This window comes from Roseibium sp. QJM3NY_11, from assembly GCF_056173175.1.
On record NZ_CM149660.1, the window covers coordinates 2,688,779 to 2,707,324 of the forward strand.

An 18,546-nucleotide genomic window follows, 5' to 3' on the forward strand; every position below is an offset into this window, starting at 1 on the left:
CAGCAAGGGAAACATTCAAATGCTGACAAGAAGGCAAGTCCTGACGACCTCGATCGCTCTTGGAGCAACCGCCGCGTTCGCGCGCGCCGATATTGGCAATGCCGCCGGCAGCAAGCTTAGCTGGGAGCATTTCCCCGCAGGTCCGGGCGGCTTCTTCCGTGCGCCGGTCCTGCTTTCCGGACCGACTGAAGCGGTCCTCATCGATGGAGGCTTTACCTATCCGGATGGCCACGCGCTTGCCGACGCGATCAAGGCAACCGGCAAGAAGCTGACAACCATCTATATCAGCCAGTCCGATCCGGACTTCTATTTCAGCCTGAAGCCGGTCACCGAAGCTTTCCCGGACGCAAGGGTCATCGCGGCTTCCGCAGCGCTGGATGCGATCAAGGGCAACGTTGAAAAGAAACTCGCCGCCTGGGGGCCGCAACTCAAGGAAAACGGCCCGGCGACCGTCGATGATATCGTGTTCCCGGAGGTCTATGATGAACCGGCGCTTTCACTTGATGGTGAGACCATCGAGATCGTCGATGCCGAAGACGGCCTTGCAAACCGCCGCTACCTGTTCGTACCGTCACTCAATGCGGTGTTCGGAGGTGTGATGGTCTTCTCGGGCGTCCATGTGTGGACCGCTGACACGCAGACCGCCGAAAGCCGTGCCGCCTGGGTCAGGACCCTGGACGCGATTGCAGCGCGCAACCCCGAGATCCTGATCCCCGGGCATATGACAGTCGATGCCGCAACCGACCTTTCAGCCGTGGAATATACCAGGTCCTATCTTCTTGCTTTCGAGGAAGAGATCGGCAAGGCCAGCGACAGTGCCGCCCTCAAGGCCGCAATGCTGGACCGCTTCCCGGGTCTGGGCATGGAAATCGCACTCGACATCGGCTCCAAGGTCGCCACGGGTGAAATGAAGTGGGGCTAAATCCGGTAGAGGGCAGCCTTGACCCGGTCCTGCAAGGGCTGTGAAGGGAACTTTGAGGAGTGGCCGGAATATTCTGGCCGCTCCTTGGTATCTCGACAAACTGTCGTGGTCATGACCTCTTAAGGCACGGTGAGCCTTGAAGCCATCGACCGGGCCTTTCAGATGTATTTCCTCGTACTCCGGGAAATGCCGTCGCCGCTGGATGAACACCAGATCGGCAACCTGCTGGTCATGGTGTGTTCCCGTGCTGATCAGACGGGGATCTTGCGGCCCCGGCCCCACAGCACGAAGAGCGACAGCGCGATCAGAACGATGTTTACCGGAAGCGCTTCATACTCGCCGCGGTAAATGTGGAAGGGGATCGCAAGGGCCTGCACGAGCGACAAACCTGCCGCGGCCCACAGGGTCAGGCGGGGTTTTATGCCGGTGAGCATGGGGGCAACCATGCCAATTGCTCCGAGAATTTCCGCGACACCGATGAACCGCGCCAGCGCCGGGGCCTGTCCGGGCCAACCGCCCATCATTTCATCCAGCATGGGGATCGGCTGCGTTGCCTTCATGGCGCCAGCCAGGCCATAGACCGCCAGCAACAGGATTTGGGCGACCCACAATCCGATATTCAGTTTTTTCGACCCTGTAGCCATTTCATGTTCCTTTCAGATCTCTTCGCCGCCGCTTTTCCGCTCGAGCGTTCTGAAGGGGAGGTACAGGCTCACGCATCATTTATCTATATGGTATAAAATGGAATTACTTTGCATAATATGGGATAATTGGATGCAGGCCGGAGGCCGACATGGTCCTTGATGGAATTGATGTCTTTGTAGAAGTCGTCGATGCGCAGAGCTTTTCCGGCGCGGCCCGGCGTCTTGGCATGCCGACCACCACAGTCAGCGCAAAACTGGCACGGCTGGAAAAACAGTTGGGCGTCACGCTTTTGCACAGGACAACGCGCAGGCTGAATGTCACCGAGGCAGGACGCAGATATCATGCGCACTGCGTCAGGGCGCTCAAGGAGATGGCAGCAGCCGAACAGGTGCTCGAGCAAGGTTCCGACGTGCCGACGGGGCGTCTCCGGATCACAGCCACGGCGGAACTGTCGCAAACGCTGCTGGCGCCGATCATCAAGCGTTATATGGACCGCTATTCGCGGGTTGCGGTCGAAGTGAACGTGTCCAACAACGTCCAGGACCTTATCGCGGAAAAGATCGATCTTGCGGTCCGCATCGGTGACCTGGCCGATTCGACCCTGGTCGCCCGCCGGTTCCTCAACATGCGCGTTGGGCTCTGGGCCAGCGAGTCCTATCTCGACCGACACGGCAGCCCCGTTACGCTTTCAGATCTCGGCAATCACAACCTCATCGGGATTGCCCAGAGGCCGCGAGACATGCCGCTGATCGATCGGGCAGGGCAGACCCATCTGGTGACTATTGGGGACAATCTTCAGGTGGATGACCTGCAAACCTGCAAGGCGTTTATCGAGGCCGGCCTGGGGATTGGACCGTTGCCGGAATTCATATCGGCGACCCGCTCGTCGAACCTGCAATTGCGACCTGTCCTGGCGGATTTCAAGACGGGCGAATTCACCACCTATCTGGTCTATCCCCGGCAGAGTTTCGTGCCGCCCAAGGTCCGAAAATTCATTGAGATGGCGCTCGAGGAAACCTGACCGTTGCACCCATGGACCACACGAACGGCATCCGCTTTTGCAGGGCGGGCCCTGCCGAACCCGAAATGTGATCACCCGTCTGTTCCTTCTGGACCAGCGTATCGCCTGCCCGCAGGGCTTCGGAAGGGTGTCATTGTCAGGGGGCAGTTGAAGCTGCACGAGGCGTGGAATTGGGCACATTGGCGCTCTTCCACGAAGGGGACGTTTTCTGACCGACAGACATGCCCGGTCAGCGGGGAGATTTGGGGTTTGAGCCTTTGCAAAGACGGTTTTTCTGCTTAATCTAGGAGAATATGTATTTTCCGTTTACGTAAAGGTTAGCTATTGCATGCCGCAGTTCGAATATGACGGGGTCAGGATCGCCTACCTGGATGAAGGATCTGATGATCCGATCCTGCTGATCCACGGTTTTGCATCCAACAAGCAGGTCAACTGGCAATATCCCGGCTGGGTGGATCTCCTGGTAAAGGATGGACGGCGGGTGATCGCACTCGACAACCGGGGGCATGGCGACAGCCAGAAGTTTCACGATCCGGCCGCCTATGGGGCGCCGGTGATGGCGGAGGACGCCAGGCGTCTGCTGGATCATCTCAAGATCGAGCGCGCCGATGTGATGGGCTATTCCATGGGTGCACGGATCTCTGCCTTCCTGACGCTCAATCACCCGGACCGGGTCCGGAAAGCCGTCTTCAGCGGTCTCGGCTACGGCATGATTGCCGGTGTCGGCGACCCGGAACCGATCGCCGCGGCACTGGAGGCGGACCGGCTCAAGGATGTTTCCGACAGGACCGGCCGCGCCTTCCGGGCTTTTGCCGAGCAGACCGGTTCGGACCGGATGGCGCTTGCAGCCTGCATGCGGTCCTCGCGCCAGAAGATCAGCGAAGAAGATGTCGCGCGCATCGAACGCCCGGTCCTGGTCGCTGTGGGCACCAAGGACGATATCGCCGGTTCACCGCAAAAACTCGCCGCGCTGATCCCCAATGCGGACGTTCTGGAGATACCGGGACGCGACCATATGGTCGCCGTGGGAGACAAGGTCCACAAGCAGGGCGTCCTGGCGTTTCTGAACACAGTTGAGGCCTGAACACAGTCGGGGCCTGAACATCGGCGGGGTGGGCTGAAGCGGCAGGCAACGCCGGGACGCGGTGCCTGGCCGGTTGAACGTGACAATGGAGGGGACATGGGTCCGAAGCGGGTAGACTTTCAGGGAGCCGAACAAAACACACTTGTTGCGGACCGCTATGGCACGGGCGAACAGCCGGTGATCATGCTGCACGGCGGCGGTCAGACGCGGCATTCCTGGGTTGGCGCGGCGCGGCGCATCGCGGATCTCGGACATCCTGTCTACGCCCTGGACCAGCGTGGCCACGGTGAGAGCGGCTGGGTCGGGTCCGGCCATTATGCCTTCGACGATTTCGCCGGGGACCTGGTGGCGGTGACCCGTCAGGTCGGCGCGCTGCATCGCCGCAAACCGGTTGTCGTCGGCGCTTCGCTGGGGGGCTTTGCCGGCATGCTGGCGGAGGGGCAGCAAAACCCGGGTGGGCTTTCGGCGCTGGTTCTGGTGGATATCACGCCCCGGATCGACATGGGCGGGGTCAGCAAGATCCTCGGGTTCATGGGCGAACGTGTCGACGAGGGTTTTGCCGATGTGGAGGAAGCGGCCGAGGCGATCGCGCGCTACCTGCCCAACCGCGCCAGGCCGAAGGACCTGTCGGGCCTGTCAAAGAACCTGAGACTGCACGAGGACGGCCGCTACCGCTGGCACTGGGACCCGGCTTTCCTGAAATCGAAGCATCACCAGGATCCGGCGCGGGCGGAGGCAGCACAGATGGCCATGCTCGAGGCGGCCGGCAATCTCTCACTCCCGGTTCTGCTTGTGCGCGGTCAGAATTCCGAACTGGTGTCCATGGACCACGTCCGGGAGTTCCAGGATCTGGTGCCCCACGCCTGTTTCACGGACATCCGCGATGCGGGCCACATGGTGGCAGGCGACCGCAACGACGTGTTCGCCGGCGCCGTCGAGGATTTCCTGATCAAGCTGAAATCGGACGCGGAGCCGGCGTGACAATGCTCGCGTGCCGCGGACAAATGCGGCGCCAGAGCGCAATTGCGTCGAACGGGACCGGCCGGACCGCTCTGCGTGCCATGCACTCGATCCGTCCGGTGGCGTAGATCTTCGGTGTCACCTTGCCGGATGAGTTCAACGTTTCATTTGGAAGCTCTCTCCGGGGCCGGTCGGCAGTTTTTGCAGAGTTAATGAATACGTAAATTAATAATTTGAAAACCATTATATTCTTGGTTTTTGCTGTATTTTTTCTTTTGAAAAACTGCCATCGGCAGAAAATTCCTACCTGCAGGAAATTTTTTCCTAATGAAGTGGAAGTATTTTCCTAGTAAAAATCCAAATAAACTTAACTTTTCGCGCCTGAAAATCATTATTATTGCGTTATAGATTTGTAGCAGGGGCTACTGACCATTTCAGTCACGACTTGGGGCCAGGGATATGTGTGTTGCTATGTCAAAGTCTGCAGCGTCCGGCAGTCGCATCGATGACGGCGGGGACGACAGCGCGGACGGCAGCCGGGACGGGCGGGCCAACAAGGCGCCGGTGGAAGCCGAGGCCGACCTGAAGGCAATGTCCGATGAAGACTTGCTCGAATTGATCCGCGCCAGCCGGGAAGACGCGTTTCAGGTGCTGGTCGAGCGGCATATCGATCGGGGCTATGCGGTTGCCTACCGTATTCTGCAGAATGGCTCCGATGCGGAGGATGTGGTCCAGGACGCGTTTCTGAAGGTCTGGACGCGCCGGGAGGTGTGGGAGAATGGCCGGGCCAAATTCTCCACCTGGCTGTTTCGCGTAGTCAGCAATCGCTGTATCGACCTGTTGCGCAAGCCGCGGACGGAAACGGTCGCCGAACTGCCGGAACTGGTCGACAGCAGCAGCAATCAGTCCAGGGACCTGGAGCGGCGCGAGGCGGGCGAATTGCTGGAACGCGCCATGATGGAACTGCCGGATCAGCAGCGCGTCGCGCTGGTCTTTTCCTATAATGAAAACATGAGCAATGGCGAGATCGCCGAAATCATGGAAACGACAGTGTCCGCCGTCGAGTCGCTTCTGAAGCGCGGCCGGCAGAAACTCAAGCAGTTGCTGCGGCGGCAGCGGGCCGATATCCTGACGGCGTTTACGAATAGTTAACTCTACTTCTCTGGCCGGTAATAAAAAACCGCCTGATACGAGGCAGTCACTCCGTTCAACTGTCAGAGCGCGGGCCATCGCGCCGCTGCGTCGAATTCCGGACGCGGTTTGCTGACACTAGGAGAAGACGATGCCAGTAATCTCGACCAACACGGCCGCCAATACCGCGGTTCGCTACCTCAATTCCAACGCGAGCGAACAGTCGGAGTCCCTTGCCAAGCTCGCGAGCGGCTCGAGCATCACCAAGGCGTCCGACGATGCCGCCGGCCTTGCGATCGCTACCAAGATCTCTTCGGACGTCGCCGCCCTGGAACAGGCTTCGACCAATTCGTCCCACGGCATCTCGGTGCTGCAGACCGCCGATGGCGGTGCAGCGAATGTTAGCGACATTCTCGAACGGATGAAAACCCTGGCATCGCAGTCCGCCTCCGGTACCGTGACGGATACCGAACGCGCGTATATCCAGGCGGAATTCGAGCAACTCCAGGAAGAAATCGACGGTATCGCCGAAAGCACGCGCTACAACGGCCAGAGCCTTCTGGACGGATCGAGCGATTTCTCCGACGATTCCATCGACACCGCGGCAACCGTTGCCGGTGCGACTGCGGACGCAACGGTGACCGCGGACACCAGCGGTACCATCATCGTCAACGATATCGAGATCGAACTGTCGAGCGACGACACGACCATGACGGTCGACGAAATGGTGGACCAGATCAATACCGGCCTGCAGTCGGAAGGCGAATACACGATCGTTGCATCGAACGAATCCGGCACACTGACCCTGACCACGCTGAATTCGGGTGAAAATTCCTCCATAAGCCTGGAAGACGGCACCGGTACCCTCAATCTCGCGACCCTCGGCCTGACCGCTGGAACCACGACCGGCACCACGACGGAGGTCGACACGACCGGCGCCGATATCGTTGTCGGGTCCTCTTCGGCCGATACCATCAATCTTGCCTTGCCGGAGCTGACCACCGAGGCCCTGGGTATCGAGAGCCTCGACGTGTCGACCGCGGACGGCGCCAAGGAAGCGCTCTCGGTTCTCGACATGGCGATCGACGAGGTCTCCAATGCGCGCGCCGAAATGGGCGCCACCATGTCACGTTTCGAATTCCGGTCCGCCCAGATTGAAACCAGCATCGAAAATCTCGATGCCGCTCAATCCGCGATCGCCGATGTCGATATCGCCAAGGAACAGGCCACGCTTTCCGCCGCCAGCGTGAAGGTGCAGGCCGCGGTCGCAGCCGCGTCCCAGGCGAACGAAATGCCGGAGAACCTGCTCGCCCTCATCCGCTAGGTCGAGGGACGTCCGGCGGCAACGCCGGGCGGTCAGGAGTGAGTGCCTTCGGGGCTGTTGTCCCGGAGGCAGGTTGATCCGGTTCCCAGTTCCCGGGCCGTTGACGTCAGTCCCCCCCAATAATCTGCGAGAGCAGTGGCAGCGGCGGTCCGGGAGCCCTTCATCCGTTCGAAAAGGATTTCGCCATGAGCGTGACCGACACCACATCGTCGGCGACATCTACGACCGTCTACACGGCGTCCGCCAATGCGGACTCGAGCATTGACTGGGACGCGCTGATCGAGGCCGCCGTGCTCGTAAAGCAGGTGCCGGCCGATACGATCGAAATCAAGATGGAGGAAAACGACGCCGAGATCGCGGCCTATGAGGAGATGCAGTCGCTCCTGCAGGGCATGCTGACCGCGCTCGACACCATACGCGGCACCGACAATTCCCTGACTGAAAACGACGACATCTTCTCGCTGCGGGAAGCCTATCTGACCGGATACGGCGATGTCGATGCGGAGTCGGCGGTCGTGGTGACGGCCGAGGACGGCATCGATGTCGCCACTTATGAATTGCAGATCCTGCAGCTCGCAACGAGCCACAAGGTGACGGGAAGCGTCTTTGCGGACAGTTCGGCCGAGCTTGGGGTCTCCGGCGTCTTTTCGCTCGAACTTGACGGAGCGGACTACGAGGACGGGGACAGCGCCGTCGAAATCGAGATCACCGCGGACATGTCTCTCGACGAGATTGCGGAGGCGATCAGTGTCCAGTCGGACACCACCGGGGTCACCGCGTCGGTCATCCAGGTTTCCGACGCGGAATACAAGCTCGTCCTGAGTGCTGCGGAAACGGGGCAGGAAATCGTTTTTTCCAGTGTCTCTGACGACGATGTCGGCCAGGCGCTCGGTGTCGTCGATACGACCGGCGGGTTCTCCGAGGTGCTGCAGTCTTCCCAGGACGCGATCATAAGCGTCGACGGGGTCGACATCACGCGCGACAGCAACGTCATCGATGACGTCATCGACGGTATCACGTTCTCGATCTACCAGGAGACCGGGGACGAGGGCTCTGTCGCCGTCGAAATCTCGCAATCGCTGACCAGCGTCCAGAATGCGGTCTATGATCTTGTCGATGCCTATAATGCCTATCGCGAATGGGCATTGACGCAGCAGGAAGTGAGCTCGGGCGGGGGCGCGGCGGACGATGCCGCCCTGTTCGGAGACAGCATCCTGCGAAGCGCGAATTCCGACATCGCAGAAGGCCTTTCGACGGTCATCGACGAGGAAAGCATGGCGCTGCTCGGACTTTCCTACGACAGCAGCAATTATCTGGAAGTCGACGACGACACTCTTGCCGATGCGCTTCTAACCAACCTGGATGTCATTGAGAGCCTGCTCTTGTTCGGCATGCAGACCAGCTCGAGCGACCTGGCGCTTCTGGCGCGCAACGACGCCATGCCGGACGCCTTGTCCCTGGATATCGCAACCGATGCCGACGGCAACGTGACGGGTGTTCAGGTGAACGGCGAAGGCGGCTTGTTCGAAATCAGCGGCTCTCGGATCGTCGGTGCCGAAGGGTCCGTCTACGAGGGCATCAGCTTTGTCTTCACGGGGACCGAAAGCCAGACTGTCGACATGACATTCAGCACGGGGATCTCGGAAAGCCTCTACAACGCCGTCAATTCCTATGCGGACGAAAGCGACGGGCTGCTGACGGAGATCCTGGCCGATCTCAGTGAGCAGAACGCCGACTACCAGGAAGAATACGACAGCATCATTTCCGATGCGGACGATTACAGGGACTACCTGACGACGCTCTATGCTTCCTATCAGACCGCGATCGAGCAGGCGGAAATCGACCTTGCATACATTGAAGCTCTTCTCAACTCAGGAGACTAGACGATGAGCTATGCCATGAACCGGGCCATCGCGGCCTATCGCACCGCCGCGACGACCGTCGCGCCTCCCGCAGCCGTGACGCTGCTGTTCGACGAGGTGCTGAACGCGATCGTGCTGGCCGCTGAGGAGCTGCGCAGGCGGCACTACGAAAACGCGCATGCCCGCATTGCCAGGGCGACCGGTATCCTGCGGGGCCTGCGTCAGAACGTCGATCTCGAGATCGATAAATCCCTGGGCAGGCAGTTGATCGCAATGTACACACGAAACATCTTTGCCCTGAACGGTGCAGTTGTAAAACCGGACGCGGAGGACCGTTTTGTATCGATCGCGGAAGGGCTGCTTGACCTGCGCAACGCATGGGCCGAAATGACGACGCTTTTGCCGAGAAATCGGGAGGCTCTCCTGAGAGATATCCATAGCGAACGATATGTTGCTGAATGTTTCAAACTCATGGACATTCAATCTGCAGACATGTAGCGTTACAAAATCGTACGCAGAATCCATGTTTCGGAAATGGTCACTTCAATGCCTGTTATGGCGATCGAAAAGTTTGATGCCCTGCTGGATCAGCACGGGCCGAATGTGGATGTCTGGCCTGTGACAGAGCAGGCGGCCGCAAGGGAACTTCTGAAGATGTCCAGTGCCGCGCGCTCAAGGATCAACGACGAACGTGCTCTGTCCGCATTGCTGTCCGCGCGCCCCGTGCCCCCGGCGCCCGCCGGCCTTGCGCAAAAGATCGTCAAGAAAGCAATCGAAACCTCCTGACTGCTGAAATGAAAACGTCGCGTTTTCTGATGACGCCAGGACCGCGTCTCTCCTGATGCCGTGCACAGGGTATCGAAACGTCGGCATGTCCCGTCGTCTGCCGACGGGACGGCGGCCGGTCCGCTGCTGCGGCCGAACCTCTCGCCGGTTTTTTCAAGGTACCTGATTTCACAAGGAACCTGACTGTCAACCGCTTTGCCGCCGCCGATTGAACGCGGCAATTCCCGGACGCGTTTCCGGGTGCCTGCGCGGCGCCTCGCGTTGCGCGGTCCGGCTGTCCGGCGCAACGAAGTCCGGCCGGCGTCAATGGGCCACCGAAGGCCCCGCGACGCGGCGCCTCGCGGAACAGAACCCTGTCTGGTGAGGTCGGTAGGAGGCCGGGAACAGGCGCATTTCAAGACAAATTCAGCCGGTAGGCAAATTTTTCCCAATACATCGTATGTGGTCGGCAAAATATTCCCAAGTAAAAAATGCAATTTACTGCGCCCGGATCTGTGAGCCCGCCCGTTTCAATAACAGATCGGGTGAATATTTGAGCGCATGAATTCAGCTTCACCCTCTGAATGTATTTCAACGATGAGGGCGGAGATATGACCATATCAACCGTGAATTCCTACGCGGTCACTTCAAGCACGACGTCGACGACATCTACGGATGATGAGCGCACGACTGTCGACAGCGATGAATTTCTGCTGCTGATGGTGGAACAGCTTCAGAACCAGGATCCGACCAATCCGACCGATACCAGCGAATACATCGGTCAGATGGTCGACTATGCGAGCTACCAGACCCAGGCCGACATTTCGGATCAGCTGACGACGATTACCGATACGTTGTCCGGTTTCATGAGTTCCCAGGGTCTCGGTTATCTCGGCCAGACGGTCGAGGCGGTCGGCAACACCACGTCCCTGCAGGACGGTGAGGCGCAGTGGTCCTACAGCCTCGACAGTGACGCCGAAAGCGTGACGGTCAGCATTCTGGATGAGGACGGCAACACGGTCCACAGCACCAGCGGCGAGACGCAAGCCGGCTCCCATTCGTTTGAGTGGGACGGCTTGACCTCGGACGGCGACCAGCTCGCCGACGGCGGTCAATACACGATCCAGGTCGAAGCGGTGGATGACGAGGGCAATGATGTCTCCGGCTACACCACCGTCATCGCCGAGGTCAGCGCCGTGGATTCGTCAGGCGACGAAGCTGTTCTGGGTATCGGCGATGCGGCCGTCCTTCTTGAAAACGTGCTCGCCGTTCGGGCGACGCAGTAAGGGGAGGCCGGTATGAGTTTGCAAGGAGCCCTGAACGCCTCCATCTCGGCGCTGGCTGCGCAAAGCAGCGCGCTGTCCGTCATTTCCGACAACCTGGCGAATTCCCAGACGACTGCGTATAAATCCTCCACCACCAGCTTCTCGAGCCTCGTGGCCGGCAGTGGCTCGAATTCGAGCGGCGGTGTTGCCGCGACCATGGTTTCCAATGTCGACCAGCAGGGATTGCTGGTCCAGTCCACCGAAGCGACGCATCTGGCCATCGAGGGAGACGGGTTCTTCATTGTTGCGGACGGCGTTGACGGGGCCTCAACCTACTACAGCCGCAACGGTGAATTCACGGTCGACAGTGCCGGTTACCTGACCAACGGGGACTATTACCTGCTTGGATGGGCAACGGACAGCGATGGCAATGCCATTGGCGGAACCAGCGAGAATGCCCTGGAACCGATCGACCTCGATTCTGTCCAGAGTTCGGTCGACGCCACCACGAGCGTCGCTTTCCAGGCCAACCTGCCGGCGGATGCGGAGACCGGCGACAGTTTCGAAATGACGTTTGAAGTCTACGACTCGCTTGGCACGACGAGCACCGTGACCGCCACCTATTCCAAGACCGCGGAGAACACCTGGGAGATCGAATATTCCGATCCGACGTTGCCGTCGACCGGCGAAACTGTCGGAACGGTGACCTCGGGCACCATCGAGGTGACGTTCAACGAGGACGGCACGCTGGCGTCGACCGTACCCGATCCCGCCGAACTGACGATCGAAGGCTGGACCACGGGCGCGGAAGACAGTTCCATCGGCATTGATCTTGGCGAGGTCGGCGGCACGAACGGGGTGACCCAGTATTCCTCCGGCGACGGGGATCCGTCGATTGATGTCCAGTCGATCGATCAGGACGGCCTGGCCTACGGCAATCTCAGTTCCATCGAGATCTCCGACGACGGTACGGTCGTTGCCTTCTTCGACAATGGCGAGGAGCGCCCGATCTATCAGATCCCGGTGGCCACCTTTGGAAGTCCGGACGGCCTGGACGAAATGAGCGACGGCATCTACGCCCGGTCCGCGACGTCGGGCAATGCCACGCTGCATGAACCGGGTGAAGGTGGGGCAGGGACGATCCAGGGTGGCTGGCTGGAAGCCAGCACGGTCGATACCAGCGAAGAGTTCTCCAAGATGCTGTCGGCGCAGCAGGCCTATTCGGCCGCTTCGCAGATCATGTCGACCGCCAACGACATGTTCGACACGCTGCTGGATGCGGTCCGTTGACGGAGGTCACGACCGACCTGAAGGCCTCGGCGGACATGCGCCGCCGCCTGATGGCGCAGGTCCGTTCACTCGAAGTCTCCGCGGGATCGGCTTCAAGCCGACTGAAGCTGATGCTGTTGAAGCGCGATCTGCAGAATGTTGTCCGAGGCCTGCGCGAACAGCAGTCGCTCGTTGGACAGCAGATGTCCCGCTCCACCGCCGTGACCCAGGCCGTCAATGCCTATGCCAGGACCGCGCAAGCTTGGACCAACAAAGGACGTTAGCCATGCAGACCAAACCGGGAAAACACATGAAAGTCCTGCTCTCACCGGCCGATGTCGCCAGGGTGGAAGCCGCCGTCGACCGGGCCGTTCAGGTTTCCGATGAACTCCACACGGTGACGTTGGAGGAAAACCGTCGTCTGAAGAGCGGCCGGCCGACCTCCATTGACGACCTGATGGACCGCAAGCGGGCGCTCGTGAGCGAACTGGAAGCGTTTCTCAAATCGTTCAAGGAGCAGAGCAACCTGTTCCTGCTGGCGTCGCCGAAAAAATTCACCCAGCTTCAGGTCAGCAACGAGAAGCTGGCGAGCGCACTTTCGGAAAACAGCCGCAATCTTGTCCGGGCGCTGACGGCGAACCGGCGCAGGGTGGATACGATCATGCGGGCAATCCAGGACAAGCAATCCGCCAATGCGCGCTACGACAAGACCGGCCGGTATGGCGCAAAGCCGTCTCAGCCGCTGTCGATCGGCCGCCGATACGAAGTTTGATCCGGAGTTGCCAAGGGAGACAGCCCGATGTCCAGCCTCAATGTCGCGAGCCTGATCGCAAGCAGTGCCCTGACGGCGTCGCAGGTTCAGGTCTCGGTGACGTCGGCGAACATCGCCAACGCGGACACCGAGGGCTATACCGCAAAGTCCGTCAGCGTGACCTCGCAGTCGACGCTGGGCTACGGGGCGGGTGTCTCCGTTTCAGGCATTTCGTCGAGCGTCAGCAAATACCTGATGGCGGATCTGCTGAGCGCAACGTCGGAGACGGCCGGTGCGACAGTGACCGCAAATTATCTCGACAGCCTGCAACAATCCCTGGGGCAGACCACCGGGGATGATGGCGACGGAAACTCCCTGGCAAACACGATTGCCGCGTTCGAGGCCGCGCTGACGGACCTGGCGCAGACCCCGGAAAGCGCAAGCCTGGCCAGCTCGGCGGTGTCGGCACTGGAAGACCTGACCTATCAGGTGAGACAGCAGGTAGACGAGATCCAGGAGGAGATCGCCACCGCAGACGCGGAAATCGTCGATGCAGTGACTGCTGCGAACCAGGCCATCGAGACGATCGACACCCTGAACGGGCAGATCGAGGCGGCCGCGGCGCGCGGCGCGGCGACGGCGGATCTCGAGGACGATCTGAATGCCGCGCTTGTGACGCTGTCGGAACAGGTGGAGATCACCACCTTCAACGGCGAAGACGGCACGGTGAAGGTCTATACCAGCGGCGGACAGATTCTGGTCGGTGACACGGCTCACCTGCTCGACGCCGACACCGGGTCTGACGGCTTGACCGCCATTACCGTCAACGGGACGGACATCACGGACGACCTGGACAGCGGCCGCCTCGGCGCCCTGATCACCCTGCGCGACGAGACCCTGCCGGAAACCCTGGAGATGCTCGATGAACTTGCGACGGTGTTCGTCGCCGGCATGAATTCCGTGAGCCCGGGCCTGCTGACCGGGACCGGGGCGGCGGATATTGCGGTCAGCGACGCCGTGCGGGAGACACCCGCCCTGATGCTCGGCGACACGCTGCCGTCCGAGGTCGCCTACGACATGCTGGACGTCCTGCAGTCGGACGCAGATTTCAATGCAGCCGGCGGTCACGCGGGTGGCTCCATGACCTTCACGGAGTATACCGGCGATCTGCTTGCCGATGTGGTCAGCAAGGCGACCGCAGCCGCGACACGGCTCGAACTTGCCGAGACCGAACTGACCACGGTCTCGGACACGATATCCTCCACCTACGGGGTGAATATCGATGAGGAACTGGTCCGGCTCTCGGAACTCGAACAGCTTTACTCCGCCGCATCGACGCTTCTGAGCGTGGTTCAGGAGATGTTCGACGACCTGATGGCCGCGGTACAATAGGAGCGGGACGATGGTCATGCGCGTTGCCACATTCAGCCAGACATCGATGATCCTGCAGAGCGCGCTGCAGACCCAGGCCAGGCTCGCGCAGAACCAGGAGCAGCAGGCCAGCGGGATCCTGTCCGGCGACTATGCCGGGCTGGGGCAATCTGCGGTCACTCTGGTCGACCTGGAGGTGTCGGTCTCCCGGTCTCAGGCGGCGGTGAATGCTGCCGGGGACACGCTGATCCGCGTCGAGACGACTTATTCGGTGCTCGGCGGGATCAGCGATATTCTCACTTCAATGCGCAGCAACGTCACGGCCGTGTTGACCGAGGAGGACATCGCCGGCCTGCAGACGGTCGCCGCATCCTATCTGGAGGATGTGGCCTCCTTGCTGAATACCCAGCTTGCCGGCCGCTATCTCTTCGCCGGCAGTTCCACGCAGGATGCCCCGGTCGACCTGCAGACCTACGAGGCGGCCACTCTCACGGATGTCGATACCGGCTACTATACGGGCGACGACTACACCCAGTCGGTCCGCCTCGGCACGGATCGGACGATCGAATATGGTGTCACCGCGGACGAGGACGCCATCGAGGCGGCGTTGCGCGCGATTTCATATGCGGCGAGTGCGGATCCCCTGTCGATGGATGACGTCGCGACGCTGTCGGACCTGCTGGTCAGTGCCCAGGACGGGATCATCGCACTGCAGAGCATGTCGTCCACTACCGCCGCCAGTCTGGAAAGTTTCATCACGTCCGAAGAGAGCTTTATCGCCAGTGCCGAGGAAATGATCACGGAGGTGTCCTCGGCGGATATCGCCGAACTCATCGTCGAGGCATCCAGCTACGAAGTCCAGCTGGAAGCGAGTTACGCGGCCCTCGGTTCCCTGAACGATCTGTCGGTGCTCGACTATCTCTTCTAGGGCATGTCGCGTTTAAGTGGCTTCATGGGTTCAGGAAGACGCCTGAGGCAGCGTTTGCATTTCAAATGCGTTCGGGCGATTTCCTGAATTCAATTTAACGCGACATGCTCCAGGGCGCAGCGTGTCGCGGCCAGAAGGTACGGCCAGAAGGTACGGTCAGATGGCCCGGCGAGGTGGTTAAGTGCCCTTGAACCGTGCTGGGCGTTTTTCCAGGAAAGCCCGGCAGCCCTCCCGGTAGTCCGCGCTGTCGATGCAAGTCCTGGCATCCTCAAGGAGCGTTGCCAGATTTTCTGCCCGGGCAGGGGCTGCAAGCAGGTTGATGGCCCGCTTGGCCGCCTTGAGGGAGAGCGGGGCGTTGTCGCAGACAAGCGCGCAGAGGGCCTCAATCCGGCTGTCCAGTTCGGTGTCTTCGACCACCTCATTGATCAGGCCGATGCGCAGGGCTTCGCTCGAAGACAGCTTTTGCGCCATGAACAGAAGTTTCTTGGCCTCCGACGGCGAGACGGCTTCGAGCAGATCGCCGAGCGCTTCCGGCGGATAGGCCAGTCCCAGCCTGGCTGCCGGGATGGCGAAGCTGGCCGAACCGGCGGCGATGCGCAGGTCGCAGGCCAGCGCCAGGCCGAGTCCACCGCCGAGGCAAGGACCCTCGATGGCGGCAATGACGGGCACAGGAAGGGATTTCAGTGCCTTGAAGGCAGCGACATTGATGTCGTCATAGTGTTTCGCAGCGGCCGGAGTGGAGCGGATTGCCTCGAATTCGGAAATATCCGCGCCAGCGCAGAAGCTTTCGCCGCCCGCACCGCGCAGGACACACACGCGCACCGACGGGTCCTGCCGCACGATTTCGAGCTCTCCGGGAAGCGCCTGCCAGGCCGCAAGCGGAAGCGCGTTCTTGCGGGCTGGGGCGTTCAACAGCAGTTCCGCGATCGGCCCGCGAACGCTCCGAAGCGGATTGTCGGGGCGGGCAGGGGAACTCTTGCACGATGGCATGCGGTTTCCTCAAAACACGGTATGTGACGTTATCGCACTGAAAATTAGGAATTTTGCGGGTTCATCATAAAGCTTCATATCTGATATCAGGAAGTTTCATTTTGGAATATCAGACGACAGTCCTATCTTAGGTCTCGAACGTGACGGCTTGAAAAGGAAACAGGCGATGTCCGCACCGATCAGCAAGTCCGGTCTGCAACAGGTTCCCACCCACGATCCGGTCTGGCACCAGTTGCGCAGCGAAGCGCAGGCCATGGTTGCGCAGGAACCGGCGCTGTCTTCTTTCGTCTATGAAACGGTGCTCAATCACGACAGCCTGGAAGAGGCCGTGGTGCATCGGCTGGGCGAGCGCCTGGGCCGCGACATCGTTTCCGCATCGCTCATCCGCCAGACCTATCTGGAAGCGCTGGCGGACGAGTCGGAACTCGCCAAGATCTTCCGGGTCGACATCGTCGCCGTTTACGATCGTGATCCGGCCTGTTTCCGCTACCTGGAACCGGTGCTCTATTTCAAGGGCTTTCACGGTCTTCAGACCCACAGGCTCGCCAACTGGCTGTGGCGCAAGGGGCGCAAGGATTTTGCATTGTACCTGCAGAGCCGTGCCTCGGAGGTTTTCCAGATCGACATTCATCCGGCGGTCCCGGTCGGACGCGGCATCTTCATCGATCATGGCACGGGCATCGTCGTGGGCGGTACAGCGGTGATCGAGGACAACGTCTCCATCCTGCAAGGGGTGACGCTCGGCGGAACCGGCAAGACGGGCGGTGACCGTCATCCGAAGATCCGCTGCGGTGTGCTTCTGGGGGCGGGGGCGAAGGTGCTCGGCAACCTGGAGATCGGCCATTGCTCGCGGATCGCTTCCGGATCGGTCGTGCTTGCCGATGTTCCGCCCAATACGACGGTTGCGGGCGTTCCCGCCAGGATCGTCGGCAAGGCAGGGTGCGCGGAGCCCGCGCGCAGCATGAACCAGTTGCTCGGCGAGGATCATCCGTCGGTCTGAAACTGGCTGCCAAACGGGCTCAGGAAGACGGGGATAGCTCACGGAAAGGCTTTGGCATCGGCACCTGCTCCTGTAGGGTCCCGGCCAGTCAAAAATCATTGGCACTATCAGGAGATCGCCGTGAAGCCCGATGAAATCCGCAAGATCGAAGTGTATATGCGTTCGAAGTTCGAATTGCCGAGCCTTCAGGTTCGCGCCCGTCCTCGCAAGGACGATTCCGCGGAAGTCTACATCGGTGAGGAATTTATCGGCGTGATCTTTCGCGACGATGAGGACGAGGACCTGAGCTGGAACTTCCAGATGGCCATTCTGGAAATCGACCTGGAAGACGTCTGAGCGTATCCGGGATCAAGCCTGCCAAAAAAGAACGGCCCGTCGCGGGCCGTTTTTTTGTGAGTGGCTAACGCAGCCGGAATTCCAGTATCTTTTCGGCGACGGCCCGGTCGATCTGGCGCCAGTCGGAAAGCAGCGCCTGTTCGAAACTGTAACGAACCTCAACGCCGGAAGCTCCGGTGAAGGCGCGGTGGCATATGGCGGAGACCGCAGGTGGTGTGCTGCGGCACCTGGCGATGAAGCCATTCTGCGCCGTTGGATCGAAGGCGATCAGATCGGCGGCCGGTTCCCCGCGCGCGGACAGGCTCAGTATCTTCAGTCCGTCCGGTCCCGCCAGTTCGCCGCCCCTTGCCAGCCGGCGGTAAAAGGGATCCAGCCTGGCGCGAAGGCTTTCCCGTCCGGGGCTGCTTTCCAGCTCGATCACGATGGTCCCGTTCTCGGGGACGATGACCCCGGCCGGTGCGTCGGCGGCGGACATGACGGGCCAGCGCACCGCCAGGCGAAGCATTTCGAAGCGCGCATCCTCAAGGCGGGACATGCGGCGCTGGCGGGCGGTCGCGATATAGCTCTCCGGCAAACGGAGCGTTGCCGGGCCCACGGATACGGACACCGGCTCATCCGACGGGACGAAGGAAACCGGCAGTCCGTACTCCGACCAGCCGTGCACCTTCAACGCAAAAAGCGCGGCCCCGAGGACACAGATCGCCCCTGAAAGCCAGGTGAAGTGGCGCGGTTGCGTCCTGATGGGCTGGGGAAGGGAAACAGGGATCACCAGCGGGCCGTCCCATGCCGGACTGCGCAGGATTGGCACAGCCTGTCCCGATACGGAACACATGTCCCGGTCGGGGATGGTCGTTTAACCGCATCAAGCGGCGGTGTTTCGGGGATTTGGCCCATTCGCCGTTCCGGCACAGTCTTTGCTCTT

General features: G+C 60.7%; 20 protein-coding genes and 1 pseudogene. 18 read left to right on the forward strand and 3 right to left on the reverse strand.

Annotated elements, in window-relative coordinates; all coding sequences use genetic code 11:
- Positions 1-19: 19 nt before the first annotated feature.
- Positions 20-922: an MBL fold metallo-hydrolase gene (locus tag AC0VX3_RS12385; protein WP_475524963.1), complete on the forward strand. Its 903-nt coding sequence runs from the start codon at positions 20-22 to the stop codon at positions 920-922.
- Positions 923-1,173: 251 nt separating this feature from the next.
- On the opposite strand, the gene AC0VX3_RS12390 is transcribed toward AC0VX3_RS12385, so the two are convergent.
- Positions 1,174-1,566, reverse strand: coding sequence for a DoxX family protein (locus AC0VX3_RS12390; protein WP_475524964.1), 393 nt, complete (start codon positions 1,564-1,566; stop codon positions 1,174-1,176).
- 149 nt (positions 1,567-1,715) lie between these two features.
- Between AC0VX3_RS12390 and AC0VX3_RS12395 the strand changes: the two genes are divergently transcribed.
- The 15 genes and pseudogenes from AC0VX3_RS12395 (at position 1,716) to AC0VX3_RS12465 (ending at position 15,298) form a co-directional block, all read left to right on the forward strand.
- Positions 1,716-2,588, forward strand: coding sequence for a LysR family transcriptional regulator (locus AC0VX3_RS12395; protein WP_475524965.1), 873 nt, complete (start codon positions 1,716-1,718; stop codon positions 2,586-2,588).
- Positions 2,589-2,916: 328 nt separating this feature from the next.
- On the forward strand, positions 2,917-3,672 hold the full coding sequence (locus AC0VX3_RS12400) for an alpha/beta fold hydrolase (protein WP_475524966.1): 756 nt from the start codon (positions 2,917-2,919) through the stop codon (positions 3,670-3,672).
- Between the two features lie 96 nt (positions 3,673-3,768).
- A complete protein-coding gene (locus AC0VX3_RS12405) occupies positions 3,769-4,653 on the forward strand; it encodes an alpha/beta fold hydrolase (protein ID WP_475524967.1) in 885 nt (294 codons plus the stop codon).
- Between the two features lie 450 nt (positions 4,654-5,103).
- On the forward strand, positions 5,104-5,784 hold the full coding sequence (locus tag AC0VX3_RS12410; protein ID WP_475524968.1) for an RNA polymerase sigma factor: 681 nt from the start codon (positions 5,104-5,106) through the stop codon (positions 5,782-5,784).
- Positions 5,785-5,914: 130 nt separating this feature from the next.
- Positions 5,915-6,347: pseudogene (locus tag AC0VX3_RS12415) on the forward strand (flagellin); the annotation flags it as partial.
- A gap of 539 nt (positions 6,348-6,886) precedes the next feature.
- Positions 6,887-7,087: a flagellin gene (locus tag AC0VX3_RS12420; protein WP_475525173.1), complete on the forward strand. Its 201-nt coding sequence runs from the start codon at positions 6,887-6,889 to the stop codon at positions 7,085-7,087.
- 185 nt (positions 7,088-7,272) lie between these two features.
- Positions 7,273-8,970, forward strand: coding sequence for a flagellar filament capping protein FliD (fliD, locus tag AC0VX3_RS12425; RefSeq protein ID WP_475524969.1), 1,698 nt, complete (start codon positions 7,273-7,275; stop codon positions 8,968-8,970).
- Between the two features lie 3 nt (positions 8,971-8,973).
- A complete protein-coding gene (locus AC0VX3_RS12430) occupies positions 8,974-9,447 on the forward strand; it encodes a flagellar export chaperone FliS (protein ID WP_475524970.1) in 474 nt (157 codons plus the stop codon).
- A 48-nt stretch (positions 9,448-9,495) separates the two neighbouring features.
- Positions 9,496-9,735: a hypothetical protein gene (locus AC0VX3_RS12435; protein ID WP_342892398.1), complete on the forward strand. Its 240-nt coding sequence runs from the start codon at positions 9,496-9,498 to the stop codon at positions 9,733-9,735.
- A gap of 590 nt (positions 9,736-10,325) precedes the next feature.
- Positions 10,326-11,000 (forward strand): flagellar hook assembly protein FlgD, encoded by a 675-nt coding sequence (locus AC0VX3_RS12440; RefSeq protein ID WP_475524971.1) that lies wholly within the window; start codon positions 10,326-10,328, stop codon positions 10,998-11,000.
- Positions 11,001-11,012: 12 nt separating this feature from the next.
- Positions 11,013-12,269 carry a flagellar hook protein FlgE gene (flgE, locus tag AC0VX3_RS12445; RefSeq protein ID WP_475524972.1) on the forward strand — a complete coding sequence of 419 codons (1,257 nt, stop codon included), beginning with the start codon at positions 11,013-11,015 and terminating at the stop codon, positions 12,267-12,269.
- Entirely contained in the window at positions 12,266-12,532 is a 267-nt protein-coding gene (locus AC0VX3_RS12450) for a hypothetical protein (protein ID WP_475524973.1), read from the forward strand. The genes flgE and AC0VX3_RS12450 overlap by 4 nt, the downstream gene beginning before the upstream one ends.
- 2 nt (positions 12,533-12,534) lie before the next feature.
- A complete protein-coding gene (locus AC0VX3_RS12455; protein WP_475524974.1) occupies positions 12,535-13,020 on the forward strand; it encodes a hypothetical protein in 486 nt (161 codons plus the stop codon).
- 27 nt (positions 13,021-13,047) lie between these two features.
- Positions 13,048-14,391, forward strand: coding sequence for a flagellar hook-associated protein FlgK (flgK, locus tag AC0VX3_RS12460; protein WP_475524975.1), 1,344 nt, complete (start codon positions 13,048-13,050; stop codon positions 14,389-14,391).
- A gap of 16 nt (positions 14,392-14,407) precedes the next feature.
- Positions 14,408-15,298 carry a flagellin gene (locus tag AC0VX3_RS12465; protein WP_475524976.1) on the forward strand — a complete coding sequence of 297 codons (891 nt, stop codon included), beginning with the start codon at positions 14,408-14,410 and terminating at the stop codon, positions 15,296-15,298.
- A 177-nt stretch (positions 15,299-15,475) separates the two neighbouring features.
- Here the strand turns inward: AC0VX3_RS12465 and AC0VX3_RS12470 are convergent, their stop codons facing one another.
- On the reverse strand, positions 15,476-16,288 hold the full coding sequence (locus AC0VX3_RS12470; protein ID WP_475524977.1) for an enoyl-CoA hydratase-related protein: 813 nt from the start codon (positions 16,286-16,288) through the stop codon (positions 15,476-15,478).
- Positions 16,289-16,454: 166 nt separating this feature from the next.
- Here AC0VX3_RS12470 and cysE point away from each other — a divergent pair, with 166 nt between their 5' ends.
- Together cysE and AC0VX3_RS12480 are read left to right on the forward strand one after the other, a co-directional pair.
- Positions 16,455-17,288, forward strand: coding sequence for a serine O-acetyltransferase (gene cysE / locus AC0VX3_RS12475; protein ID WP_475524978.1), 834 nt, complete (start codon positions 16,455-16,457; stop codon positions 17,286-17,288).
- A gap of 120 nt (positions 17,289-17,408) precedes the next feature.
- Complete coding sequence (locus AC0VX3_RS12480) at positions 17,409-17,624, forward strand: DUF3126 family protein (RefSeq protein WP_342892407.1); 216 nt, start codon at positions 17,409-17,411, stop codon at positions 17,622-17,624.
- 64 nt (positions 17,625-17,688) lie between these two features.
- On the opposite strand, the gene AC0VX3_RS12485 is transcribed toward AC0VX3_RS12480, so the two are convergent.
- Positions 17,689-18,432 (reverse strand): hypothetical protein, encoded by a 744-nt coding sequence (locus tag AC0VX3_RS12485; RefSeq protein ID WP_475524979.1) that lies wholly within the window; start codon positions 18,430-18,432, stop codon positions 17,689-17,691.
- Between the last annotated feature and the right edge of the window lie 114 nt (positions 18,433-18,546).